20 protein-coding genes, 2 tRNA genes and 2 pseudogenes are annotated in these 25,200 nt (G+C 62.2%); 17 read left to right on the top strand and 7 right to left on the bottom strand.

Features of this window, described 5'->3' with window-relative positions; all coding sequences use genetic code 11:
* The first annotated feature begins 121 nt into the window (after positions 1-121).
* From csrA to ACYU7H_RS01645, 13 genes and pseudogenes are all read left to right on the top strand, one after another.
* The gene (csrA, locus tag ACYU7H_RS01705; protein WP_460811970.1) at positions 122-322 is read left to right on the top strand and encodes a carbon storage regulator CsrA; all 201 of its coding nucleotides are present in this window, start codon (positions 122-124) and stop codon (positions 320-322) included.
* A gap of 94 nt (positions 323-416) precedes the next feature.
* Positions 417-509 (top strand) — tRNA-Ser (locus ACYU7H_RS01700).
* 157 nt (positions 510-666) lie between these two features.
* Positions 667-743: transfer RNA gene (locus tag ACYU7H_RS01695), tRNA-Arg, on the top strand.
* A 219-nt stretch (positions 744-962) separates the two neighbouring features.
* Positions 963-1,358 (top strand): hypothetical protein, encoded by a 396-nt coding sequence (locus ACYU7H_RS01690; protein WP_460811968.1) that lies wholly within the window; start codon positions 963-965, stop codon positions 1,356-1,358.
* Positions 1,359-1,726: 368 nt separating this feature from the next.
* A pseudogene (locus tag ACYU7H_RS01685) lies at positions 1,727-2,850 on the top strand (IS3 family transposase).
* Between the two features lie 118 nt (positions 2,851-2,968).
* Positions 2,969-3,142, top strand: a complete 174-nt coding sequence (locus ACYU7H_RS01680; RefSeq protein WP_460811966.1) for a helix-turn-helix domain-containing protein — start codon at positions 2,969-2,971, stop codon at positions 3,140-3,142.
* Between the two features lie 48 nt (positions 3,143-3,190).
* Positions 3,191-3,562, top strand: coding sequence for a hypothetical protein (locus ACYU7H_RS01675; RefSeq protein WP_460811965.1), 372 nt, complete (start codon positions 3,191-3,193; stop codon positions 3,560-3,562).
* Positions 3,559-6,051: an Hsp70 family protein gene (locus ACYU7H_RS01670; protein ID WP_460811963.1), complete on the top strand. Its 2,493-nt coding sequence runs from the start codon at positions 3,559-3,561 to the stop codon at positions 6,049-6,051. Before ACYU7H_RS01675 ends, ACYU7H_RS01670 begins: the two co-directional genes overlap by 4 nt.
* Before the next feature lie 3 nt (positions 6,052-6,054).
* Positions 6,055-7,491 carry an ATP-binding protein gene (locus ACYU7H_RS01665; RefSeq protein WP_460811961.1) on the top strand — a complete coding sequence of 479 codons (1,437 nt, stop codon included), beginning with the start codon at positions 6,055-6,057 and terminating at the stop codon, positions 7,489-7,491.
* An 11-nt stretch (positions 7,492-7,502) separates the two neighbouring features.
* A complete protein-coding gene (locus ACYU7H_RS01660; protein WP_460811959.1) occupies positions 7,503-9,038 on the top strand; it encodes a peptidoglycan-binding domain-containing protein in 1,536 nt (511 codons plus the stop codon).
* A 12-nt stretch (positions 9,039-9,050) separates the two neighbouring features.
* Positions 9,051-11,066: a hypothetical protein gene (locus tag ACYU7H_RS01655; RefSeq protein WP_460811957.1), complete on the top strand. Its 2,016-nt coding sequence runs from the start codon at positions 9,051-9,053 to the stop codon at positions 11,064-11,066.
* Between the two features lie 31 nt (positions 11,067-11,097).
* Positions 11,098-11,742 carry a hypothetical protein gene (locus ACYU7H_RS01650; RefSeq protein ID WP_460811955.1) on the top strand — a complete coding sequence of 215 codons (645 nt, stop codon included), beginning with the start codon at positions 11,098-11,100 and terminating at the stop codon, positions 11,740-11,742.
* A 191-nt stretch (positions 11,743-11,933) separates the two neighbouring features.
* A pseudogene (locus ACYU7H_RS01645) lies at positions 11,934-12,460 on the top strand (transposase); the annotation flags it as partial.
* A gap of 167 nt (positions 12,461-12,627) precedes the next feature.
* On the opposite strand, the gene ACYU7H_RS01640 reads toward ACYU7H_RS01645, so the two are convergent.
* Both ACYU7H_RS01640 and ACYU7H_RS01635 read right to left on the bottom strand, forming a co-directional pair.
* On the bottom strand, positions 12,628-13,176 hold the full coding sequence (locus ACYU7H_RS01640) for a hypothetical protein (protein WP_460811953.1): 549 nt from the start codon (positions 13,174-13,176) through the stop codon (positions 12,628-12,630).
* A gap of 850 nt (positions 13,177-14,026) precedes the next feature.
* Positions 14,027-14,629: an MbcA/ParS/Xre antitoxin family protein gene (locus ACYU7H_RS01635; protein WP_460811951.1), complete on the bottom strand. Its 603-nt coding sequence runs from the start codon at positions 14,627-14,629 to the stop codon at positions 14,027-14,029.
* 390 nt (positions 14,630-15,019) lie between these two features.
* On the opposite strand from ACYU7H_RS01635, the gene ACYU7H_RS01630 reads away from it, so the two are divergent.
* Positions 15,020-15,562 carry a hypothetical protein gene (locus ACYU7H_RS01630; RefSeq protein WP_460811949.1) on the top strand — a complete coding sequence of 181 codons (543 nt, stop codon included), beginning with the start codon at positions 15,020-15,022 and terminating at the stop codon, positions 15,560-15,562.
* 131 nt (positions 15,563-15,693) lie between these two features.
* On the opposite strand, the gene ACYU7H_RS01625 is transcribed toward ACYU7H_RS01630, so the two are convergent.
* Positions 15,694-15,921, bottom strand: a complete 228-nt coding sequence (locus ACYU7H_RS01625) for a helix-turn-helix domain-containing protein (protein ID WP_460811948.1) — start codon at positions 15,919-15,921, stop codon at positions 15,694-15,696.
* Between the two features lie 116 nt (positions 15,922-16,037).
* Here ACYU7H_RS01625 and ACYU7H_RS01620 point away from each other — a divergent pair, with 116 nt between their 5' ends.
* From ACYU7H_RS01620 to ACYU7H_RS01610, 3 genes are read left to right on the top strand one after another with little or no spacing between them, the layout of a single operon-like run.
* Entirely contained in the window at positions 16,038-16,268 is a 231-nt protein-coding gene (locus tag ACYU7H_RS01620) for a hypothetical protein (protein ID WP_460811946.1), read from the top strand.
* On the top strand, positions 16,261-17,460 hold the full coding sequence (locus tag ACYU7H_RS01615) for a tyrosine-type recombinase/integrase (RefSeq protein WP_460811945.1): 1,200 nt from the start codon (positions 16,261-16,263) through the stop codon (positions 17,458-17,460). The genes ACYU7H_RS01620 and ACYU7H_RS01615 overlap by 8 nt, the downstream gene beginning before the upstream one ends.
* Positions 17,447-18,340 carry an HD domain-containing protein gene (locus ACYU7H_RS01610; protein WP_460811944.1) on the top strand — a complete coding sequence of 298 codons (894 nt, stop codon included), beginning with the start codon at positions 17,447-17,449 and terminating at the stop codon, positions 18,338-18,340. Before ACYU7H_RS01615 ends, ACYU7H_RS01610 begins: the two co-directional genes overlap by 14 nt.
* A 6-nt stretch (positions 18,341-18,346) precedes the next feature.
* On the opposite strand, the gene ACYU7H_RS01605 is transcribed toward ACYU7H_RS01610, so the two are convergent.
* The 4 genes from ACYU7H_RS01605 to ACYU7H_RS01590 all read right to left on the bottom strand — a co-directional run bounded on the left by ACYU7H_RS01605 (position 18,347) and on the right by ACYU7H_RS01590 (position 25,181).
* Entirely contained in the window at positions 18,347-19,063 is a 717-nt protein-coding gene (locus ACYU7H_RS01605) for a hypothetical protein (protein ID WP_460811942.1), read from the bottom strand.
* On the bottom strand, positions 19,060-21,753 hold the full coding sequence (locus tag ACYU7H_RS01600) for a hypothetical protein (protein WP_460811941.1): 2,694 nt from the start codon (positions 21,751-21,753) through the stop codon (positions 19,060-19,062). The genes ACYU7H_RS01605 and ACYU7H_RS01600 overlap by 4 nt, the downstream gene beginning before the upstream one ends.
* Positions 21,750-24,014 carry a hypothetical protein gene (locus tag ACYU7H_RS01595; protein WP_460811939.1) on the bottom strand — a complete coding sequence of 755 codons (2,265 nt, stop codon included), beginning with the start codon at positions 24,012-24,014 and terminating at the stop codon, positions 21,750-21,752. Before ACYU7H_RS01595 ends, ACYU7H_RS01600 begins: the two co-directional genes overlap by 4 nt.
* Positions 24,015-24,164: 150 nt before the next feature.
* Complete coding sequence (locus ACYU7H_RS01590) at positions 24,165-25,181, bottom strand: helix-turn-helix transcriptional regulator (protein WP_460811938.1); 1,017 nt, start codon at positions 25,179-25,181, stop codon at positions 24,165-24,167.
* Positions 25,182-25,200 lie beyond the last annotated feature (19 nt).

Below are 25,200 nucleotides of genomic sequence, written 5' to 3'. Positions count from 1 at the left end.
CTTGTGGCACGCGAGGCCGCGCCCTTAACATGTGGGGCGCTGGAAGTCTTACGGACAGCCCGCCCGGACCCCCACCGGGCCACGCCGGCACGCCCCCCGAGCCGGCAACAAGGAGAATCCCATGCTCATCCTGACCCGACGCGTCGGCGAAACCCTGATGATCGGCGACTCGGTCACCGTGACCGTGCTCGGCGTGAAGGGCAACCAGGTGCGGATCGGCATCACCGCGCCCAAGGACGTCGCCGTCCACCGCGAGGAGATCTACCAGCGCATCCAGCGGGGCGACGAGCCCGCGGAGAGCGGGGAAGGCGATCGCGGCTGAAGTTTCCTGCGGCCGAGGTTTGCCGCAAAGGGGGCCGACCGGCTATCCTTTCGCGTCGCGAATGCGGCGCGATGCGCTGCAAGCTGCACAAACCGGAGAGTTGCCCGAGAGGCCGAAGGGGCTCCCCTGCTAAGGGAGTATAGGGTCAAAAGCTCTATCGAGGGTTCGAATCCCTCACTCTCCGCCAGTCAAGGAAAAGCCGCTGGAAACAGCGGCTTTTTTCTTGCGCGGACGCCTGCGGGCCCGCGTCGGGCAGGTCGCGGAACGTCGCGTCCACGCCGGCTGAACCTGGCCGCGGCGACCATTGACGCACCGCAGCGCAATCCGCATAATGCGCCGCCTGCGCGCCCGTAGCTCAGTTGGATAGAGCACCAGGCTACGAACTTGGGGGTCGGAGGTTCGAATCCTTCCGGGCGCGCCATCAGAAGTCGAGAAGGGCCAATGGGTTGCAACCCATTGGCCCTTTTTCGTTGCCTGACGGTGCGGACGCTGTGCCCAGCGTGTGCCCATCTCGTGACCATCGAGCCGACCGTCTGGCCTTGCATGCGCGGCCCGGCGTCGTTGCTTGGGGGTCGTCGTGCCGTTGGGGGCACTTCTCTCCTGTAGTAGGGTCGTCCGAATCCGGAACTAGGGGGAAGACATGACGCTCAGAGCATGCTTGGGACTGATTGTGGGGGTCGCGCTGACGGGCTGTGCGACGTACAGCTCCAACGTCCGCATCGGCAACGACATGTCCTACACCAGCCTCAGTGACCAGCGCGCGGCCTCTCAGGGGATCGAGGTCCTTGCCACGGTTCCGGAGGGTGCCACCGTCCTGGGGGAGGTCGACGCCGGGAGGTGTCACCGCAGTTTCGTCGAGACGGCGCCCGCGGAACATTCCCTCATGCTGGATCTCAAGATCGCCGCTTTTGCGATCGGTGCCGATGCCATTGCGGATGTGGACATCGAGAAGCAGTCTGCCTTCACGAAGAACTGTTGGTACATGCTCGACGGGAAGGCGACTGCGGTCCGGCTCTCACCTCAAGCGAATCCGTAGGCGGTCTTTGCTGGGGTGAGTGGTTTCTCGCCCCTTAAGAGAGAGAGTGTGTGTGTTCGGGTTCGCCAGCCGCGCCTGTGCGGCAGGTGCTGACGTCGCCGCCAGTTGGCTGCTTCTGTGACGCGATTCGAAGTTCTACGCTGCGCTGCGCAAGTCGCTGTCCAGACTTCTTTACTGAAGACGTTCTCTCTAGCCGGGGAGATGTTGGCAACTGCAGTGCGAGACCGGCCTCAAGTCTAGGTCGCGCTCAAGTCGTAAGCTTCCCCGGTAGGTAGACACCCGACAAGTAGAGCTTTCTGGCATGATGAATCGCCCCGGCTTCTCTAGACATCTCCAAGCCGTACATTTCGGCAATGGCGGAGGTGGACATGTGCGGCAAGCGGTACACGGATGAGTTCAAGGCGGAAGCGGCCCGCAGGTGATCGACCAGGGGCGGCCCCCGCTAGGGGTGAGCGTGCACTCGATGTACGAGCGGGTCCGCTTGCATCACAAGGCACCACAGGAGCGCCGGGACGATACCACCCTTGCGTCCGAGAACCGGCGCCTGAGGCCGAGCTGCGGCGGGTGGCGGAGGAGCGCGACATTCTAAAAAAGGCCGGGCGTACTTTGCCAAGGGGTAAGGGCGAAGTACGGGTTCATGCAATCGCACCTAGACGAGTGCCGCATCACCAGCATTTGCTAGGTGCTGGGCGTGCAGCGCGGCGGGTTCTACGCCTGGCAGCGACGGCCGCACAGCGGCCGTCACCGAGAGGACCGGCGCTTGCTGGGTCTGGTCAAGCAGGCATTGCTGGTGAGCGGCACGGTCTACGGCTACCGGTAGGTCACCGCGGACCTGCGCGACCTGGGCGAGACCTGCGGCAAGCACCGGGTGGCGCGGCTCATGAAGGGGGAAGGGCGGCGGGCGCAGGTCGGCTACGGTCGTCGCCCGCGTCCCCGCAGCGGCGTGGTGTCGACGGTGGCGCCGAACCACCTCGACCGCCAGCTCGACGTGCCGGCGCCGAACACGCACTGGGTCACCGACATCACCTAGATCCGCACGCACGAGGGGTGGCTGTACCTGGCGGTGGTGCTGGACCTGTACTCGCGGCAGGTCGTCGGCTGGTCGATGCAGGGCCGGATGCAGGCCGACCTGGTGCTGCAGGCCCTATTGGCGGCGGTGTGGCGGCGAAAGCCGGCACCGGGCCTGGTGCTGCACTCCGACGAGGGCCGCCAGTTCACGGGCAGCGAGTGGCAGGCGTTCCTGAAGGCACACGGCATCGTCTGCAGCATGAGCCGGCGCGGCAACTGCCACGACAACGCCGTGGCCGAGAGCTTCTTCCAGTTGCTCAAGCGCGAGCGGATCAAGCGCCGGATCTACCTGACCCGGGACGCCGCCAGGAGCGACGTGTTCGATTACATGGAGATGTTCTACAGCCCCAAACGCCGGCACGGATCCAACGGAGGCAGGCTTCCGGTAGAGTTCGAATGGCAGGCGGGATTTTCAGGCTCGTAGGTGTCTACGAAAGCCGGGGCGATTCATTTTGGGCTGTATCAGTAAGCCGTACGCATATGGTTATGACCATGAATAGCTTGTCTATCTTACCCATAATTGCTCACGATTGGTCAGAACCATGACATCCAATGCTGACGCGGGGGAGATCCTCACCCTCAGACAGGTCGCAGAGTTCCTGAAGGTCACGGACCGGACGATCTACAGGCTGGCCGCAGCCAAGAAGATCCACGCGTTCCAGGTCGGTGGGACATGGCGGTTCTCCACGGCGGAGATCACTGAATGGATTCAGTAGCAAATGCAGGGCGGAAAAGCCGATAAGACGTAACCACAGGAGGAGTTGATGACCCAGCAGGCCGAAAGCAGTGAGCAGATGGAGCAATCCCTGCTCGACATCGCTGTCGAGAGTTGGCGTTTCTCGCGTCTGTTCGGAAAGGTCGTCAGCAAACTCGATGCGGGTGAGTCGGGTCGTTACGTCAATCAGCTCCGCTACTTCCAGAAGAAGGTCGAGGAGAGCCTCGACTCGGCTGGCCTTAAGCTGGTCAACGTTGAGGGGCAGCCCTACGACGCGGGCATGGCGGCATCTGCTTTGAATCTCGGGGACTTCGGCCCTGATGACGTGTTGCTCGTCGATCAGATGGTGGAGCCAATCATCATGGGGCCGAACGGCCTGCGCAAACAAGGCACGGTAATGCTCAGGAAGGTGGAAGCATGAAGTACGTCGGTATCGACCTCGGCACGACCAACAGTGCCATCTGTTCTTTCGACGACGAGTCGATCCGGCTCTACAAGAGTCCAGAACAGCACGACGTCACGCCGTCGGCCATCTTCATCGACCGGCGTGGCAACAAGTACGTCGGTTCACGCGCCTACAACAATGCCGCCCGCAACCCCGACAATGCGGCGGTGCTGTTCAAGCGGCTCATGGGTACGAGCACGCCGGTCAAGCTGCCGGCGGTGAACCTCACCATGACGCCAGAGGAATGCTCTGCCGAGGTGCTGCGTGCGCTATACGGCTACCTGCCCGAAGAGATACGGGGCGACGGTGATACCGGCACTGTCATTACGGTTCCAGCCGCGTTTAACCAGATGCAGAAGGACTCGACGATGGCTGCCGCTGATGCGGCTGGGCTTGGGCGAGTGGCCTTGATGCAAGAACCGGTAGCCGCCGTGATGAGCGTCATGCGGCAGCGCAAGAATGACGGCGTGTTTGTCGTTTATGACCTCGGCGGTGGAACGCTCGACATCGCAATTGCAGAGAGTATTTCCGGCGGGGTGACACTTCTCGCGCACGGTGGCATCGCCATGTGTGGCGGGCGCGACTTCGACCGGATTCTGTTCGACAACATCGTGAAGCCGTGGCTGCTGGAAAACTTTGATCTTCCGGACGACTTGACGACCAATCCACAGTTCAAGTCCCTACTGCGTATGGCCACGTGGGCGACAGAGAAGGCAAAGATCGAGTTGTCGCAGAAGGAGGAGGCCGTCGTCAGTCTGCCCGAGACCGAACTCGGTGTCCGCGATCAGGCTGGTGAGGAGATCTACATCGACATCACCATTGATCGCAAACGATACGACGGTCTGATCGGACCGAAGGTGGAAGAGTCCATCGTGTCCGCCCGCGAAACCCTCGAAAAGGCTGGATTGAGCCCACACGACGTCGAGCGTGTCGTCTTTGTAGGTGGCCCAACCCACTACAAGCCCTTGCGTGACAAGGTGGCCTTCGAACTCGGTATTGCCCCGTCTAATGATGTGAATCCGATGACCGCCGTTGCGGAAGGCGCAGCGGTCTTCGCCGAGTCCATCGATTGGGCGACGGAAAGCCGTGGACGCAAGAGCGCCCGAGGAGCCATCAGCGCCGGTGGCGCGCTCGACCTGTCGTTCAACTACATCGCGCGCACGCCGGACTCGAAGGCAAAGATCGTCGCCAAACTGGGAAGTTCTGCTCCGGCTGGAGTCGAGTTTCAGATTGACAGTCTGGACACCGGGTGGTCCTCAGGACGCATCGCCCTGAAGGATGGGGCAGGTATCGAACTCAACCTGACCAAGCCTGGCGACAACACCTTCAAGGTGTTTGTGTTCGATTCCAACGGCGGACCCGTATCGCTGCGTGAAGACAAGATTGTCATCGCACGCACCGCCGCCAGCATCGATGCGATCCCGGCATCGCATTCCGTCGGCGTGGAAGCGCGCGACAAGGTGGGCGGTCGCTTGAGCTTGGATTATCTCGTTCGGGAGGGCGATCAGCTACCCAAGAAAGGCAAGAAGACTTTCAAGGCGGGCGAGTCTCTCAAGGCTGGAAGTGCTGGGTCGATCAAGTTCAAGTTGTGGGAGGGCGACATCTCCGACCCCATCAACGACAACCGATTCATCGGCATGTTTGAGATCAAGGGAACGGATTTCGACGACGGTGTCATCGCCGCTGGCGCGGAGCTGATCTGCGAGTACGAAGTACTCGACTCCGGCAACATCGTTCTGGAGGTTTCAGTCCCTTCAATCAGCGGTTCGTTCCAGAGCGGGCGTAACTTCTACTCCAGCCAGGAAGGCAAGGTCGACTACACCAACCAGGCGAAGAACATCCGGGAGCAGTCGGACCACACCTTGCAGCGGCTCGACGAGATGGCATCCAAGGTCGATGACCCACGTCTGGAGCAGGCTCGGGAGAAGCTGGAGCAGGCGGGCACTATCAAAACTGACGAGGCCGACCCCGAGACGGCCAAGCAGGCGATGGATCACGTTCAGGAGGCCAAACGGCTGCTGGCGCTGACCCGCAAGGAGCATCTGAAGGACATTCGCCAGCTGGAACTTGACAAGGCAGTCGATTTCTTCGACAAGGTGGTGCGCCAGCACGCCAGACCCACCGAAGCCTCGTCTTTCGACAACTTGGTCAAGACGGCGCAGCGCGCGATTGACAACAACAGTGGCGACTTCGAGTCGCACCTGGATGATCTGCGCAGTCGCAACTTCATGATCCTGTGGCGTCAGGACTGGTTCGTCATCGAGCGCTTCAAGTGGCTGGCCCAGGATACCTACCTCTTCCCAGATGCCCGCGAGCATGCCCAGCTGGTGGCTGCGGGAGCGGAGGCGTTGAAGGTCAATGACATCGACAAGCTTCGTGCCGTAGTAGCCCATCTCGACTCCATCCGCATCGGTTCTGCGGGTGAAGACGACATGCTTGCTGGCGCGAACATCTTGCGGAGTTGACCCATGGCGCTCGACGCGTGGCTTCCCATCGGTTTCAAGTTGCCCGACGGTGCGAAGGCGCGCGTCGCCCTGTTTGAAGGGGCAGACTGGCAGATCCTTGAGACCCAAGGCGGTGGGCGGGCGCTCGTCGTACGCGACGCACTGGCGGAGCATTGGCTAGATGCCGGGATGATCGATGACGGGACCTTCAACGCCTTCCAGTTCGGCGATCAGCAGCTTCGGTCCATTTCCTGCGGCCCGAGCCAGACGCTGTGCCCGGTCAGCGAGGCGAAATCACCCGATACCAAGGCCGAGGCGCTCGCCTTTGCTCTTGCATTGAAGGCAACACGCGATATCGATGCGGATTCGGCGCTCCAGGATGCGCTCTACGTTGAGAAGATCACGCGGCTGCTGCCCACCTACAGCATCAGCTCCCGAACTGGCGATGACGTCGTGCTCGGCTACTGGCTGACAGGCGGCACCAGCATTCCGGCTACTTCCTTCCGCCGTCTCCGCCAGACCATGAGCTGGCTGGGCGCGAGCCACCTGAAGGATGTCGTGCAGGCGGCAGGCTTCGAAGTCGCGGAAGTCATGCCGCTGGAGCGCAAGCCAGCGGCTCCTTCCGAAAAGACGGAAGTTGCTCCCGTCGAGAAGGTGGAGAAAGTCGAACGCGCCGAGTCGGAACCCAACAAGGTCTTCGAACTCGCCGGGCGCCCCGAACTGGCGACCTTCTTCAACGAGCACATGGTCGACATCATTCTGCACCGCGACCGCTACAAGGCGCTCGGTATTGAATTCCCATCAGCCGTGATCCTGTACGGCCCTCCAGGCACAGGCAAAACCTTTGCGGTAGAGCGACTGGTTGATTTCCTTGGGTGGCCAAGCTTCCAGATCGACGCATCCAGCGTAGCTAGCCCGTACATCCACGAGACCAGCAAGAAGGTCGCACAGATGTTCGACAACGCGATGGAGAACGCGCCGTCCGTTCTCGTGATAGACGAGATGGAGGCATTCCTTGCCGACCGCGAGATGGGCTCGGGTCATCACCGCGTAGAGGAAGTGGCCGAGTTCCTGCGGCGTATCCCGGAGGCCGTGAAGAACGAGGTACTGATCATCGCGATGACGAACCGGATCGACATGATCGACCCCGCTATCCAGCGCCGGGGACGCTTCGATCACGTCATCAAGGTGGACTTTGCAAGCGAGATCGAGGTGCAGTCGCTCCTGGACAAGCTGTTGTCTGCTTTGCCAAAGGAGTCGGATGTCGACTCCGAGCCACTGGCGCAAGAACTCGCTGGACGACCATTGTCCGACGTTGCTTTTGTTGTTCGGGAAGGTGCAAGGCTCGCAGCACGCTCTGGCAAGGAACGGCTGGACCAGGCCAGCTTGCTGGCTGCCTTACGAACGACACCTGCACGGGAGCGTGAAGGCAGCGAAAAGCGGCGCATAGGATTCATCTAGAGGAGACACAGGTGGCAGCGGAGGAAGAAAACAACAAGAAAAATGAAGGCAAAGGCTTCGCTGGCCTTTCCTCGCTCGTGTCCGACGTGGACACGACATCGCCACCCCCTGCGCCTAAGACCGAATCCGCCGGCTCCAGGACATCCACCGGACGCCCAGCCGCACAGACTGCTCAACCGCAACCGCAGCAGCCACCTCAGCGTCAGACGTATCAAGCGCCTCCGCAACCGTCGTCTGGCGGCAAGTGGTTGCTGGGCATAGCTGCCGTAGTTGGCCTGCTTTGGCTCATCGGCCAGTCCAACAAGCCCACAAGTTCACCGGCTCCAGCCTACTCACCCCCCGCGCAAAGTGCAGCGCCGATCTATTCGCCGCCTGCTCAACCGCAAGCGACCTCCGTGCCACAAGAGACAAAGCCGCCAGTCGGTCAGGACTTGGTGTTTTCAACGGCTCAGATTCGTTATTGCTTGGCGGAAGACATTCGCATGGACGGCGCGAAGGCCGCCATCAACAACTACAGCGAATCCGATGTCGATCGGTTCAACGCCATGGTGGCTGACTACAACAGCCGCTGCGGCAGTTTTCGCTACAGAGGCGGCGCACTGCAGAGCGCGCGCCGAGATGTTGAGCCGTACCGGAGCCAACTTCAGGCAGAAGGCCGGAGCCGATTCGCTCGCGGTCCATCCACGGGCTCCCTGTCGGCACCAGCACCAGCACCAGCGCATCCTGCTGCGGATGAATCGGTGCGTGCCGTTCAGCAGAAGCTCAATGAGCTTGGCTACAACGCCGGCCACGCCGATGGGCTGATGGGAAGGGGCACTCGTGCCGCCATCATCGCTTTTCAGCAAGACAGAGGCCTGGCCGCAACTGGCGTAGCAGATCAGACATTGCTGTTTCAGCTTCGGCAGGTTCCTTCAGGTACCGCTCGCGGTTCGGGTGCCAACGCCCAATCACGATCTGCGCCATCCGCGACTGCGCCCCTGTTCGTTCCTCCAACGCCAAGCGTGCAGAGATCAGGCCCTCCAGCCAATTCTTGGGTGTCAGGCTCGAACTGGTATTGCAGCGATGGTTACAAAAAGGTCGGTAACAGTTGCGAGAAATTGAATGTGCCTCGTAATGCTTGGGTGTCCGGCTCCAATTGGTACTGCAATGACGGATTCAAGAAAGTCGGAGACCAATGTGAAGCCCTCAACGTTCCTGCTAATGCTTGGGTGTCGGGCTCAAAATGGTATTGCAATGATGGCTATCGAAAGGTCGGCGAGCGCTGCGAGAGGCTGAATGTTCCTCGGAACGCTTGGGTTTCGGGGTCTAACTGGTATTGCAACGATGGATTCCGAAAAGTTGGAGACCAATGCGTAGCGCTCAACGTTCCTGCTAATGCTTGGGTTTCGGGTTCTAACTGGTATTGCAACGATGGATTCCGAAAAGTCGGAGACCAATGCGTAGCGCTCAACGTTCCTGCTAACGCTTGGGTGTCTGGTTCCAACTGGTACTGCAATGATGGGTACCGAAAGGTTGGCGAAAAGTGCGTTTCCGTCTACGAGCGATGAGTGAGTTCTGTAATGGCAATTTGCTTTAAATGTGGTTCAGAGAAGTCAGGCGCATTGCTCGCCTGCGGTGCATGCGGAACCATTCCACGATTAAACAGCGAGCTGGCTTTGTCGCTCGTGCTTACTGATCATCTCTCGTCAAGAACGCAGCTGGCGCATTACAGCCACGAGCTTCGAAATCATTTAAAGCTTTCCGCGCCATCTGATGCATTGACTCAGGCGCAAGAAGCCTTGAAGGACCCGCAGCTCATGGCGATGCTCGGCGCTCAACCAGCATCAAGCTCTTCGGCGGCACCAGTGCCAACAGCGGCGTCCTCCCGTCCAACCGCTGTGCCCCCTCTGCAATCGACCCGGCATACCCTATCTCCGCGAGCCGCTCAACGCACAATGAAGACAACTGCGCTCCATGAGACGCCCTTCGCGATTCTCGGCGTGACCACTCGCGACGACCGCAGGCGAATCGTTGAATTGGCTAAAGAGAAGACTTTGGAGCTGGACCACGATGTCTGCCAGAAGGCACGGTCTGATCTAACGAATCCACGTACTAGGTTAAGCGCAGAGATTGCATGGCTCCCCGGCGTTTCTCCACGAAAGGCATCCCACCTCGTTGAAGGTCTGCTCCATGATGCTATGGCGGTCAGGGAGGAATCTGGCCTGCCCACGCTTGCACACTTAAATTTGCTCGCCGCCGCCTTCGAGGCGGTGGATAGCGAGCACGATGCGGAAGACCTGGCCAGCTTCATTCAGGAGGTTGCTTACCTCGTGGATGAGATCGATCCCGAAGATGTCCTACGCGACATCAATGAAGACCGCGCTGTCTCCGGCTTCCCGGAGGTCTGGGCACCCGACCAAATTGAAGCCGAACTGGCGGAACGTAAACGGTACTACCGCAGCGCCATCAAGGACGCCCTCGATAGGTTGGCACCGACGACGCTTGTCCAGGTCATGACGGACACAGTGGAGGGGGTTACGTTGGGCGGCGAGGATCACGCGCCCGAACTGATCGATGACCTCGTCGACAGCTACGAAGTGGAAACCCAGGGCTTCCTGCAGAAGGAAGCTGAGAACGTTCACAAGCTGATCAAAGCCGCCCGTGACTCGGCGAACTCGGGTGAAGCTGCCGTCAAACCGTATGTGGACAAACTTGATGCCGTGGCGCGCAATTGGGACAAGGTCGCACAGCCTATCCAGCTGAGCGCCAAAGCGCGCGGCATCGATCATGAAGCAAGCCGTGACCTAGCCTACGAAATACGTAGCCTTGCCATCGACCTGTTCAACACGCATGACATATTGACGCAGTCCCAACGGCTGACTGGTCTTCTTCAAGAGCTGTTTGCCGAGCTACCTGAAGTGTCTGAACGCGTTGAGCAGGATGCGGATGCGCTTGCCGATATCTTCCATGAGCGGAAGCAGGCGGTAGCACGCAGAGACGAATGGGCGCGTGAGATCACCTACCGCGCTGAAATTGGTGTGATGTTCAAGGACACCCTGAGCATTTCACCCGATGGCATCTCATGGAAGGGACAGAGTTTTTCTCTGGACTCGATCACTCGAGTTCGCTGGGGTGGTGTGCGCCACTCCGTAAACGGCGTGCCGACCGGGACGACCTACACCATTGCCTTCGGAGACAAACGCTCCGAGGCGGTTGTCGAGCTAAAGAATGATGACATCTACAGCAAGTTCATCGACAAGCTGTGGCGAGCCGTGTGCGTTCGCCTGTTGGGTGAGATGCTGGAGGCGCTGAAGGATGGGCGGGAGCTCTACTTTGGCGACGCACTCCTTCACGACGATGGCATCACCTTGGTGAAGCACAAATTTCTGGGTGCCAATGAAAGGGTACGGTGCACGTGGGGGCAGGTGCAGATATGGAATGCTGATGGATCGTTCTGCATCGGGTCCAAGGACGACAAGAAAACCAATGCCGGCATTTCCTACATTCACGTCGCAAACACGCACATCCTGGAGCAGCTCATTCGCATGGCTTTCAAGAAGCCGGGGCTGCGCCGCCTGAGCGAATTGCTGCAATGACGTAATCCATTCGGCTTTGGGGGCAGTTTATATGGGATTTTTATCAAACCTCTTCGGGGGCAACAAAGAAGAAAAGGCGTTACGTGAGGCGTTTGCGCGCATCCATCGCATCCTGGATGACGAAAAGTTCCAACTGGAGCTCGTTCATCCAATGATGAAGGCGATGCTGGAATCTGCGCCTGCCTACGACAAGGTCCCGAACGGCTCTGGACCATTTGGCTTTACTGAAACGAACCCGATCCCGGTCAACGGGCCGATCGGTCAGCTGGCATATCTGTCCAGACTCGAAACGCAGACGGGGCAGCGAATCATTTTTCATCGCCTCGGTGCCATCGATAAAGTGGACGTGTTTGAGGCCGTGACATTCGACGGAAGCGGATGGTTCATCTTTTTCGTTGACTTCTACCATCCACGGCGCTCGCGCCTCACCCCAAACGGCTTCCGATTCACGAAGGATGTCGCGCAGTTCTCCGGCTTCCACAAGTTCTGCGAGAACTTCCCATACGATTTCGTCGAGAAGAAGGCCTCAGAGCGGGAGTCTGGCTTGAGCATGGCATACATCGCCATCAGCAAGGTGTCCGACCAAATCCAGAATCGTGTTTTCAACAGGCCACTGGCCCATAAGGCCAAGCTAGACCTCATGAAAAGCCGCTTGTCGAGCTTCCAGACCCAATAGGCGATGGTCATGAAGAAGACACTACTGGCCGCGCTTGCCGCATTAATGACCCTTCAGGCCGGATCAGTTCTGGCTGAAAACTATGATGTGAGCCTGTGACCTGCCCCCCGATTTCCGGGCCAGTCTGACTTAAGTAGAGTCCGTTCCCAAGACAGAGGACGGACATGAAGTAGCGCTACACCGGCGAGCAGATCATCGGCTTCCTGAAGCAGGCGGCGGCCGGCACCCCGGTCTAGGAGCTGTGTCGCAAGCACGGCTTCAGTGACGCGTCCTCCTACCTGTGGCGCCGGAAGTTCGGCGGCATGGACGTGCCCGATGCCAAGCGGCTGCGGTCGCGGGAGGCGGAGAACGCGAAGCTCAAGAAGATGCCGGCGGAGGCGATGCTCGGCATCGAAGGGCTGAAGGTGGTGGCGCGGGGAAAGTTCTGAGCCCGCACGCGCGGCGCACTGCCGTGGCGGCCGTGCGGGCCAGGACGAATCACTCGGCACGCCGTGCCTGCCGGCTGCTGGGGCTGTCGCGCAGCGTGCTGCATTACGCCTCCCAGCGTCGGGACGATGGCCTGAAACAGCAACTGGTGGAGCTGGCCGGCCAGCGCCGGCGCTTCGGCTACCGGCGCCTGCACATCCTGGTCGAGCGGCAGGGCTTCGTGGTCAACCACAAGCGCGTGCACCGGCTGTACCGGGGAAGCTTAAGCCGGTGGCGGGCCCGTCGCGATCGGTCGAGTCGACCAGTTGGAGTTGGCTGTGCATGGCGGGCCCTGGGTGCGGGCCGCCAGTCCAGCTGATGTGCGTCTCACCTGATGGGACGCGTGGGGTCGCGGGCCAAAACAAGCCGTCGCCCCGCCGGTCCTCCGCACGGCTCCGGCGATGCCCAGGCGCGGAGCTACTAGGTGGGCGCCTTGGCGACGACCTCGAGGACGGCGGCTGCGGCTGCTGGAGACACATCTGTATGGTCCAGCGCACTGCTGATCTCGGCCAACGCCGTCTCGCGCCGATCCCACGTGGAGTACCTCCAAGGCAAGACCTCCTCAAGGTAGGTAATCCTCAGCCAGGAGGAAGCCGTCCCAAGGCTTGGCGGCAAGCTGCCGAGCTTGGCGAGAAGGGCGCCTTCCTGCCCCCGCGGGATGAAGATCCACGGCTGGAAAGACCAACTTTCACCGGGTACGGAGTCGCGCTGGATCGCGGCGCAGAGATCTGGCCAATGTTGAGCCCAGAGTCTTAGGCGCTGGACCAAGGCCTGCATCGACCTCGAGTAGGTGACCTCGCACAGGTACACCTTCTTTTCCTTGATGTTCACTGCTAGTGCGTCGCAGTACCAGTGGCGGTCCCTCTTGGGCTCCCCGTCGTTGTCTAGGCGGAGTAGACACTCTGTGTTTACGAAAACGGCGCGATCCGCGCGCAGGTACTCCGTCACCACGCCCTGAAAGTAGTCCAATCGATTCACCCCTTTGCTAAGTCCTACAGAAATACAGGACAGGCCACGTCTCGGCTTCAATCGGCGCCCTGCTGTCGCAAGGTTCTCAATCGTCGCGTCCAACGATTGACTACATCCTGGTCTTGACTCTTGTGCACCTCAGTCAGAACTACCTGTTCCACATCAGGCGCGACGTGGAGAGCAAAGAGCCTGTGCCACCGGTAGCGTTCCATGAATGCGAGAGCGGCGAGTAGGGAAGTTGCCTCGTGAACCTTGCCGCTGAAAGCCTCTAGGTCCTCCTCTCCGTAGTCTCCTTCGTCGAGATACACAGAGAATGGCGCCTGGTTGTTGCCGGGCTCAGGACCGTAAACGGAGAGAGAGCCTCCCTCTGCGCCAAGTCGAAGCAACAACCGGCCTTGCCCATCTTCGGCTGTGCCCAATCGAGTGTCTCCCCATCCTCCGACTCACGGGGTAGAACGAAGTCCATGCCGCGCAGCGGCCTTGCTGGCGGCGCGGCTCGCGAACTCTCGAGTCCAGCTGAATCGCCCCGTACGCGCCGCGTCCAGACGCCGCGAAACCCAGGTAGGTCGCGCCAGCATAGTGGGCAGTGCCGGTATCCGGCCGGCACCGTCACCCCCTTGGACGACCAAAGGTCAGGGGCTAGCCCAGACCGATATTCCAGCGCATCGACGGCCCGGGGGATGTAAGAATTGCATCGGCTTTAGCTTGGAATTGCTTCCCGACGAGGGGGGAGACAGTTCAGATCGAACCTCGCCTCCAACTTCTTAGTGCCACGACCGCTCGGCTCCGCGTGACCTGGGTCGACCGCAGGGCGCCGCCGTCCGAGGGTTGTCCGCCCCGAACTGGTAGCTCAGCCCGTTGCGCCGCCCATGATGGATTCCAGGTACGCGATGACCACCCGGGCATTGCCTTGCGTCACGAGTTGGTCTGGCGTGTGGCCCCCGAAGTCTCGGAGCTCTTGGGTCAGGAACCACTGTGCGGCCCGCTTCTCGTCATCGGCGTACTCGAAGGCGACGATCAGCACGTCAACGACGTGGCCGAGGTATGCCTGCACCTGCGGCGCCTCGGGCTGGGTCATGAACAATTGGACGGGCACGCCGGCGCGCTGGGCCAGTTCTGCAGGGCGCAGGCCGAGCAAGCGGCCCACTTTCCCGGGCGAGTAGTAGTCGGGCTTCGGAGGCATCGCGCCGAGCCGAAACCTGTAGCGGGGATCGCTCGAGTTCTGGTCGTCCCACGCCTCCGCGAGGGTGGGTTCGCCGCGCTCGCGGAGGATCTCGTCTCCCACGCATACGCGGCCGCCCCAGCGAATCGGTAATGCATTGGCCCACTCGATGGCCAAGGCAAATGCTTCAGGCTCGCGCGTTCGCTGCCGGTTCCGAAAAGTCTCCAGGGACTTCGCGGCGCGACCGCCCTTTGGCGGGTCGGCTTCACTCCCGTCGCGGTTGTCGGACACCGGCTCGCTCCCTATGGCCCAGAAGAGGTCGCCACTATTGGCCACCGCGGATACTTCAAGACATGCGCGTCTCACAGGCTGGGATGCGTACCACCAACCCTGTCACCAGCGTTCTCGATCCCTGCGACAGCAATCTGCAACGCTGGCCAAGTCTTGTAGCGGAGTGGACGGATGAGACTACTTGCCAGCTTCGTGTCCGGTCTATTGCAAGGGATGCGTGAAGGACCCGGACTGTTCTTCTGGCCGGTCAGGGCCCTGTGGCGCTGGGGCGCAAGGCAGGTGAGCTGCTCCAGTGGTGCTGTTCCTATGTGATCTTCCTAGCTTGAACAGCCACTATTTCGTGGGTGCCAAGATGGCAGAGCACCCAGGCCATTGCTTGAAGGGGAGACTGTGGAAGTAAGCCCGGACCAAGCGGCGCTCATCGAGGACGTCGCGGAGCAGTTTGTCTATTGGTGCTTCCCGACGGGCCGAAATCCTGCCTTCTGCGCGTGCCCGGGTGCATCGCTGACAGAGGCGTTGATCCGTGCGGTCACACTACGCGCGGCGGAGAAGGGGGTTTGCACCGAAGTCGTGAGGCTCGCGCCGGATCCCGGCGAGGCGTTGGATTCGGTCACCGATCGACTTGAGGAATCGCGCTGTCGACAAGACGACAGCCCGCCTCCTGCACCCCTCTTGATCTTGGACGGCTTTGACCTGCTGGAGGGCTACGAGAACGAAGGCCCCACCTATCCGTTCCGGTCCGAGTTCGACATCGACTATGGGCGGCATCTCTGGCTGTTCCTCGGACAGGATCACGAGCGCCTACGAAGGTTGTTCTTCAGCCGGGAGTTGCCACTGTATCGCTCGGCCTCTTCCCTGACACCCCAAGCATGGCGAGGCGAGGCAGGCCGCGCGGGCAGCCACCGTTCTCCATGGAAGATGCCTAAGCGCTGAAGCACAAGCGAGCGCGCACACGTCTTGCCGCAAATGTTCTTTGACGTGGTCAGGGGACCGGAGCGTGATGTGCGCCGGTCTAGGTCGGCTGCGCTAGCGCTGGAGGAGCTGCAAGGTCGCCTCGGGGCGGCCTATGCGGGGTCCTCAACATATATTGCCAGGTCACCCACTTGGCACTCGAAGTACTTGCACAGCCGATCGAGGATCTCCGTGCCGGTGTGATAGCCCCGGTTGTTGGCGATCTTCGACAGCGTCACCCGATGGATGCCCGTGGCTTCTGCCACCTCGGCCAAGGTGATCACGCGGTTCTCCCGGAACTCGCGCTCCGCCATCAGTTCCTTGAGCCGGAATCGAATCATGTGTCCGTGTAGCCTATAGAATACAAAAGTAGTTGACAGGCATCATCCGATGTGATCTAGTGACTTCGAACGTAGCTCAAACGCTACATCTGAAGGTTACTGACATCGGAGATGAGATGGCAACTTACCTGAGCACGCGTGAACTCGCCAGCCGGATCCCCTACGACGAGCGGACGATCCGGGAGCAGCTCAAGGACTCGGTCCTTCTGGAGGGCGTCCACTACATCCGGCCGTTCGGACGCCGGCGGGTCGCCTATATCTGGGAGGCGATCGAGCGGGACATGCGGGCCGCGTCCGAGGCCATGTGTGGCATCCCCCTGACGTCGGGGGGCAGCTGCAATGGCTAGCGTCAGGACCCGGGCAGAGACCGGGAAGCTCTACATCGACTTCCGGGCGGACGGCATGCGGTTCCGGGAGCAGACGGAGTTGTCGGACACGCCCGCCAACCGCAGGCGTCTGTCGGCGGTCGTGGCGCGCCTGGATCTTGCCCTGCGGGCGGGGCAGTTCCGGTATGCGGAGTTCTTCCCCGGCTCCCGCAACATCGATCGCCACGAGTCCGTCGCCAGGACGGTGTCCCGGCCCACGGTCGGGCATGGGGCAGGGCGGACCCTCGAGGACTTCTCCGAGCGCTGGTTCACGCAGAACGAGGTGCGGTGGCGGAGGACGACCAAGTCGCTCGTGAGACAGCAGCTCGACTCGCACATCCTGCCGCGATTCGGTGCGAAGCCCTTGGAGGAGATCGGCCGGCAGGACCTGCTCGACTTCAGGGCTGACCTTGCCTCGCCGCACCGGCCGGGCAGGGTGCTTTCGCCCAAGACGGTCAACGACATCTTTGGGCTGCTGAAGTCGATCGTCGACGAGGCGGCAGCCTCGGCGGGCTCGCCGAGCCCCGCCGCCAACATCAAGCGATTGCGGGTGCCGCGGAGCGACGTGGAGCCCTTCACGCTGGAGGAGTGCAGGCGCCTCATCGAGGCCATCCGGCCGGATTATCGGGACTACCTCGTGGTCCGGACTTTCACCGGCATGCGCACTGGCGAGGTCAATGGCCTGCGCTGGAAGAACGTGGACCTGGACCGCGCCCTCGTCCTGGTCCGCGAGACCTTCACGCACGGGGAGATGGACGAGACCAAGACGGATGGCTCGTGGCGCGAGGTCGAATTGCCCGCGCTCGTCCTCCAGACGCTGCGGCGCAGGATGGCGCGCGTGCAGGCCCGACCGGAGGCGTTTGTCTTCGCCAATGCTGTGGGCGGACCGATCGACAACCACAACTTCACCAAGCGCGTCTGGTACCCGCTCCTGCGGCGCTTGGGAATCCGCCCCAGGAGGCCCTACCAGCTGCGGCATACGGCCGCGACGCTCTGGCTGTCGGCCGGGGAGAACCCGACCTGGATCGCGAGGCAGCTGGGGCACTCCAGCCTGGAGATGCTCTACCGGACGTACGCCCGCTGGACCCGGAACATGACGCGCCGGGACGGCTCCTCCTTCGACCAGCTCCTCGTGGGGCACGAGCTGGGAGAGCAGCCGCATGGTCAGGATTGACTCCTTCAACGCAGAAGCCATTTCCGACGGCTATCTGATCGCCCGACTGACCTCGGTCGAAGCCCGTTCGACCCTCGGCGGTGGCAGGCGCGTGGATGCGGCCCTCGACGACTCCACCGGCAAGCTGCAGGTGTTCTGCGCCCAGTACGTGGACGCGCTTGAGGCCGTCGAGCCCGGGAGCGCGATCGAGTGCCGTGTGAGGGCGAGGGAGCTCGGGGGTCGCAGGTTCAACGAGCTCAGCGAGCTGTACGTCCTGGACAGTTTCGACGTCCCCTGGCACGCGGGTCGCCTGATGCCACACGAGGCCTGCCCGGTCCGCGCCCGGGACGCCCTGGCGCGTCTGGATCGAATGTTCGATTCGCTGGGACACGCCGGCCTGCGCAGGTTTCTTGGCGGCGTGCTGTCCGACGACGCGCTCTTGGTCCCGTTCCTGACATCGAGGGCGAGCCGGAACCACCACCATGCGTACCCCGGGGGGCTGCTCGTCCACAGCGTCGAGACCGCCATGCGTGCCGCCGCATGGTCGGGTGATCTTGCGCCGGACTTGGCAGAGCTCGTCCAGGTGGCCGCCCTCCTGCACGACATTGGCAAGATCAAGACGGTGGGTTGCGGGAGGGGACGGCCCGAGTTGGGCCGCTGGGTGCGCCACGAGGACCTCACACTCGAGATCCTCGCCGGTCACTTGGCGCAGATGGAACGCCACTGGCCCCAAGGCGCTGCACTATTCCGGCATACCGTCACTTGGTACCGCCCGGCCAAGCCCTCGGGTTACGCCAAGTTCGTTGGGGCCGACATCTTGCGTGCGTGCGACAGCATCGATACCGCGGTTGACCTCGGCAAGCATGCCCCCCGAATCCCCGACCGTCCGCTCTCCATCTAGCATGCGCTAGAGCAATGACGGCTCAAGCTGGCAGTGGACCAGGTCTTCATCGGTCGCGAAACGGACCTCTTCGACCAGCGCAATATCGAGCCTGAAGGCGTTAATCGTACCTGCGCCCACGACCGCGACCGGCCGATCTGGGGTGGCCGATCGCAGGAATGCGGGGTGTCCCGCAAGGAGCACCTCGATGCTCCTGTAGGCATGACGATTGTCCAAGACTTCTAGCGTGAGAGCCTGTTCCCGCCAGCGGGTGTGAAGCACGTTTCCGACCGCGATTCCTCTCCACGGCGAGCCCAGCTGAGGCGCGTCAGCCCGGGCAAGGTTTCGAAGATGGACGACCTGACTATCCAGGGAGACCAGCCCCTCAAAGCGGGGATCGGAGAACACGCGGTTCAGATCGAAGAGCGTCTTTCGCCGCTTGCCTTGCTCGAGTCGAGAGATGCGCTCGCTGGCAATCATCTCCCGCAGGTCGCCGAAGCAGCCATTCAAGTCAAGTGGGCGCGACGTCTTGATCCGTCCGACGGCAGAGCAGTGCTTGGTCGACGTCTTCATGTCGCCCGCACCATTGTGGAAGCGAATGCCCGGATTGTGCGCACGCAACAGTGAAAGCGTACCGTCGATGGTTTCGACTAGGTACTTGTATGCCTGGGCCGCAATCCTTGGGACTTCAGACGCCCCCTGAAGAATGCGGATCTCACACTCGAGCCGAGTGAAGTGGCTCATGCGAGTCCCACCGCTTGCGCGCGATACCTGATCAGCCAGAGCGCCGCCGCGGCGACCATCGGACGAAGTCGCGCCTTTTCATCGCGTTCGAAGTTGAGGCGCACCAGAAATCCACTGGCCCGCTCACGCTTGCGCATCGAAGCGTCCACACGATGTTTCGGCGCGATCACGTTGACAAGCTCCAGCGACCTGTCCGACTCCTTCAAGCCTTCGCGGACTGACGGAAGATCCCCGGGTGCTTGGATCTCGATCCTTTGTGGGAGGACCCCCATCGCGGCTAGCATCCCGCACCCATCGACCAAGTCTCCCCACGTCCGGATGCTGAGCACCGAGCGGCTCTGCGAAAAGTTCCTGCACAGGGCTTCGGCCATGCGCGCGGTCGATTCCGTCGCCTCGAGGTTCTCGGCCTGCTCCATTGCATACGTCGAGAAGTGGTGCCGACCGGATTCGATCAGCCGCGTCTGCACCAACCCCTTCGAGGTGCGTGCGAGCTCTTCGTCCTCGATGAGCACGATTCCGCTCCTAGCCCGAAGTTTCAGCGCCTCGGAGACGATCGCTGCGACGCGGCTCTCGGCCATGCCAGTCTGCTGCGCGATACGTTCGACAGGAAGATCGAGATCTCGTTGCAAGAGCAGGGCGTTTCGAACAGCCGGCAGGCTGATTGCAGCAGCGCCGGGTGCGTCCATCTTTTTCGTGAGGTCGGGTGCGGGCGCACGCTCGAGGTTGGACAGCAGCGCCGTGGGTGGCAGGTCTCTAATAAGAGTGCGAAGGCGAAGTGAGAGCATCTCTGCCGGGCTTTCCCCTTCAATTGCCGCCTCACCATTCGGTGCGGCCGCCACGCCGATGATGCGAGCCAGCGTCGCCAGCGGGATGTCATGAAGGGTGGCGTCCAATGCCTTGGCGACGGTGAATTCCAGGTTGTGTACGTAGGCGGAGAGTGTCGTTTCCGGGCCTGCATGTCCGGCAAGCTGCGAGAGTCCGCGCATGGCGCGTCGGCTGGCCATTTCGTCACCGACGATGGCCATGCGCAGGTCCCTGCCTTGCTGCCATTGAGCAGACTCGTACCCGGGGTGCAGAAGCGCTTCCGCGGCCCTGGTGATGCCCGAGTGGCGGAGATGATGCGCGTGGACGGCGGGGTCGTTGGTCCCCTTCCGTAGGGCCCAACTGATCTGCCGCTCCAGCCAGTTGCGGTCGACCAGCCAACTTGGGCGTTCCGAATCGCAGAAGATGGGCGTCGTTGGCAGCTTCGAAAGACCTCGCGCCCGATCGACCGCGATGTCGAGGAGTGCCCGGGCAGCCGCCCAGCGTTCGCCGACCATGGGGATCGCACGCCGCCCCGCCTCGCTCTTGGTCTTTCCGTGAGCGGTGCTCCGGATCAAGAGGAAGTTTTCGTGGACATCGCCCACCCTCAGGCGGAAGGCTTCGCCCATACGAAGACAAGCGGCGTCCATCAGTCGAATGGCGAGCTGGGCCATGGGGCTGTAAACCGGCTCCTGCGATCGGTTTCCTTCCAAGAGGGCGATCGCGAGTTCAAGCTCGTGCGGGTAGACCAGGTTCGCATCCACCCTGGCCTCGACATCGGGCAGGCCCTGCGTTGCCGCACCCCATTCGATCCCAGGAAGCCCGAGTTCCTTCTGTCCCACTTTCAGGATCTCTACAAGACACATCAGCGTCCGCCGGCGGGAGGGACCATCGGTATCCAGCAGCAGACCGTGAATGAGCTCCTCGAGCGCCATTGCGTCGAGTGAGGTAATCGAGGCTCCGTCCAGTCGCTTCAACAGCGCGGTATACGTGCCGAAGTAGGTTTTTACGGTGCCGAGTGCCAGCTTCTCCTTGCGAAGTCCGCCGTTCCTCAGCATTTTTCGCAACCATTGGATGCCAAGCCAGGCGTGTGCCTCGTTCTCGATGCGGACCAGCTCTTCAAGCTGGACCTCTAGCGCGTGCCCACGTTGCCCTTCGCTGCCCTTTGCGGCTCCCCCTGTACTGCCCGAGGCAAGTGACCAGCGCAGCAACTTCTTGAGGTCCTCCAGCTTCTGGTCACGGAGGAGCCCCCGAAAAATGTCGGGTTCTTTCAAGGGCGCTTCCGCCGGCGAAACGGGGCAGGCCAAGCGGGCATTGGCTCGGGCGATCGTCCGGCTCGGAACGGGGGCAACGACCGTGGTCCCCTCGATGATGGCGGTGAGATGGCAAGGGAGATGATGTCGGTACCACGCCAAGGCCGTGCGCCAGATCGATTCGCGCGGTGACGAAGTCTCGGCCGGCGTCGGGTCACGAAAACTGCCTACAAGCTTTCTCGTGTGAGCAAGAATCTCCTCCGAAGTGGCAGTCAAACCATCGCCGTGGCGGATGATGGCTGTGGCGATCAAGCAGCTGGTCAAGGCATCGGGTACCCAGCGCCGTGGAAGGCCCTTGCGGGTGTAGTCCACCCAGATTCTGTCGTCTGATGCTCGCAGGCCTTCCTGCAAGGCGGGCATGACGTAGCGGAGCACTTTGGGGCTCGCGCCACCGAACACCATCGCCGACAGGCGGATCTTGGCCAGTGATACGGTCGGTTCGTCCAGGCAGGGAGGCTGTTCGCTCGTCCCAAGAGCTTGCATAAGGGAAGTCCGTAGAACGCCGTGCCTCTCGATCTGCTGCAAGTGATCGTCGGAAAGCCTAGGAACTTCGGGCGTCAGCACGTTTTTCTTCATGCGGCGTGCCTGCGACTTGTTGCGTCACGACAGCTGCTTCGACTGGATGTGACGCGTCCTTGGGCATAGGGGCGGAGGTAGCGACTGGCTTTGACCTGCAAGAGTTCTGCATACGAATTCAGATGACCGCGTAGTGCCTCCATCACTTCACGGGGTGTGGCGCTGCATGCCGCCGTATGCATCGCCTGTCCGGGTTCCGCGTGTCCGACGAGGAAGCTGATCAGCTCGCGGGATGCCCCCATGCGCTGGAGTGCCTGGATCAGCGCGTGACGGTTCGTGTTTGGAGGTTGCGACCACGCATCGAGATGGGCCAACCAATCCATCGGGATGGCAGGCCTCAGCCGCCAGCCTCCGCGAGTCTTCTCTAACATGGAGAACGCGGGATGCGTGGCATGTAGCGAACCCCGGAGCGCTTGCGCTAGCTCGGGGTGGCTCGGCATCAGCAGATCCGCGGCAACCTGGGTGGTCCTGCGCAGGACGCGAAGTTGCTCGGTCGCGACGGAGGGCAGGGGGACGATGCGAAGGCTGGTCCGGTCGTCGAAAACTTTATCCGAGATCGCAACCGCGGTGAGGTCCGAGGAGAAGTTCCGCCAGGCGCCAAAGCCATCAAGCGTGTGCCGATGCGCGGTGAGCACCTGGAGCACGGCCAGCGTGTAGCGGCTGATGGTGTTGAAGGCCTCGATCACCCGCTCCGCGGTCCGCCGTCCGCGCGCAGCTTCATCAGTCGCACCCCTGAGCCGGGTCAGGTCTTCGCGCAGCGCGTCCACGCGAACCGATACCTCGCTGCCCACCGTCGAGTCGCCGTACGCGTCGAGCCAGGCCGGAATGCCGGCCTCGGAAGCAAACAGATCGTTGGCCGCGCGTTGGTGGATCTGGAACGCTTCAAGAACGGTAATCGCCGAGTAGTAGCTTCCCGCGCCTGCCGCGACTCCTGCCGCTGGCAAGACCACCTGTACTTTGCACTCGTCCTGGGTCAGGCTCATGATCGGCGCGCAAAGCGCGCGCCTGAGTCGGCCGATGTGCTGTCTGCCCAAGGTCTTCGCGCGCAGGGCTGCGGCAAACTCCCGCGCCGATTCCACGACCCTCGGATGGGCCGCCGCGAGGCAGGGCAGCGGTTGATCTGGAGCTCGACTTGCGAGCGCCTGCGGGATCTCCTGCACGACGTGGCTGGAACAGGGCAGGAAGTGTTCTTCCACGACAGCGCCCCTGCGAAATGCCTGGGGCGGGCGACGCACCTGCTGGAGGAAAAAGAGTCGGTCGGCCTGCCAAAGGAGAACGCACGGCTGACGTTCGACGAACCGTTTGGCCTCGTCGACCGAGTCAAGCACCGGCGCGAGCGCGAGATCGAGAAGGTCGCACCCGGTGACCATCGCAAGCCCGACACCGAGTGCACCGCTGTGGGGTCCGGCGGCGAGCGCATCCTTCACGCTGATTGCAGCCACTTTCAGTTCTTCGCTGGTCGCCAGGCTGACGTGGAGCGGCAGGTGGGCATGGACGTTTGCGGTGCCGATCCTGACAGCTGAGAGCGTGGCGCTTGAGACTTCTCCCTCGTCATCGACGGCATCGGGGACCTCGAGACGGACCAGTCCCAAGTCTTCGGGCGCCAACCCCTCGTCCAGCGGGTTGGTTTCCTGGTCACCGACCTGTCTCAGGAGGCCGAGTTCGTCAACCTGGGGCCGGGTGCGCGGCGCGTACTCCAAGCCGGCCAGATAGGTCTGCTTGGCGCGTGCCAGGCACATGCGCAGGTCGCGCACCGGCCACGGGCTGTCTGGCAGATCCTCGACCGGGATCTCCCCGATTTCCATGGCGCCACCCAGCGCATCGCACATCTCACGCTCCCGTCCCGGATGGTGGGCATTGCGCAGCCAGGTGAGGAGCTTCTCCGGTGGCTCGCCGCTCGGCGGTCCGAGCTTGAGGTGCTCCTTGATCGTGGGGGCGGCGACGAGCGTGGCCACCAGGCTCCAGTTGTGATCATCCGGCACCTGCATCCCGCCAGCGATGGCGGAGATCAGCTTGAAGTCGTTGGTGGATCCAAAGAGGGCATTCGGATGCGAAGGGCGAATTGCCGAGTGGTGCGTACGTTTGGGAGCCGTGCTGGCAACGTAGGCTTCAAGCAACCGGGGCCACATCGGCACGTGGGGTTCGATCCGGCACAGCACCGCGATCACTCGCGCCAAGCCCGCGTCGACGTCAGGGATGCCGTCCTGATGCTGCTTGAGGAGGGAGGGGGGCAGTAGGAGGATGGAGAGATAGCTCTTCATGCCTGTCATCGTGGCCAAGTCAGACGCCCAGCGGGGGGCGGAACCGGCCCCGCGTGACGGGGGGTTAGCCGATGAGCGAGCCCGGTCGTCGACTCGAGGGACACCGCGGCGATGGGCTAGCTCGAGCTTCCTGAGCCGATGTCGTGACCGCTAACTGCCTGATTTTTCAGGTTGGATATACAGGGCGCGGGCCTCGCCCACCTCTGCCGCGATGTCCTCGCGCAGCGCGCTTGGCTGACGCACCCTGACCTGGGCGCCAAACGCGAGCAGCCACCAGCGGAACCGCATGTCGTTCTCCACCGTCGCGGTGACGCGGACCCAGCCGTTCTCGAGTCCGGTGATCTCCTGATCCGGCGAAAGTGGTGTCTCATGGAGGTGGGCAGCCGCGTCAGCGCGGAAATCCGCCTCAAAGCGGATCACGCCCGCCGAGCGCAGCAGCGCGCCCTCATGGGCCAGATGCTGCGACAGGTCGAAGCCTACGGGCTCGCGGGATCTCTCCAGGGTGTCGACAGCCGCAGCGATCCGATGCACCGCCATATGCCGGACGTCGGGGTAGTTGAACAGCGTGGCGACAAGGTAGGTCACTGGCCCCCGTTGGAAGAGGCCGAGAGGATGGGCGATCCGCCGACGCGCTCCGGTGCCGCCCTTCTCCTTGTACTCAAGATCGAGTACGTGGCGACGGGCGATCGCCCGTTGCACCGTGGCCAGGATCTCACCATCGATTGCGGGGGGCTGCGGCTGGAACTGCAGTGCCAGGACGGCAGTGCGACGGTGCCAGTCGCTCCAGCCCGAGTCGCCCAGCGTGCGCATTGCCGAGCCGAATAGTGGCTCGAGCTCGTTGCGCATCGCGTAGGGCACTAGGCCCTCCAGGTGCCTTTGAGCCAAGAGCAATGCCACCGCCTGTGCCGGCGCAAGCGCCGGCATGAAGGCGAAGGCAGCGTCCCTTGCCCAAGACCATCCAAAGGGTTTGGACCGGTCGTCCACGACCAGGGGAAAGCGCGCCGAAAGCGACTGGAGGTCGCGCTCGATGGTTCGACGCGCCACCCGGAAGCCTTCATCGAGGAGCTTCTGCTCCAGTTCGGCCACGGTGATTCGAACCGGTGCGCGGGGGACGGCGGCAAGCATCTTCCACTGCCTTGCCAGGGTCTCGTTGGCATCCGACTTCACTGCGCGCCCTCCGTCCTTG

The sequence above is a fragment of the Luteimonas pelagia genome, from assembly GCF_054776035.1.
This window is presented reverse-complemented; position numbering and strand designations above follow the sequence as displayed.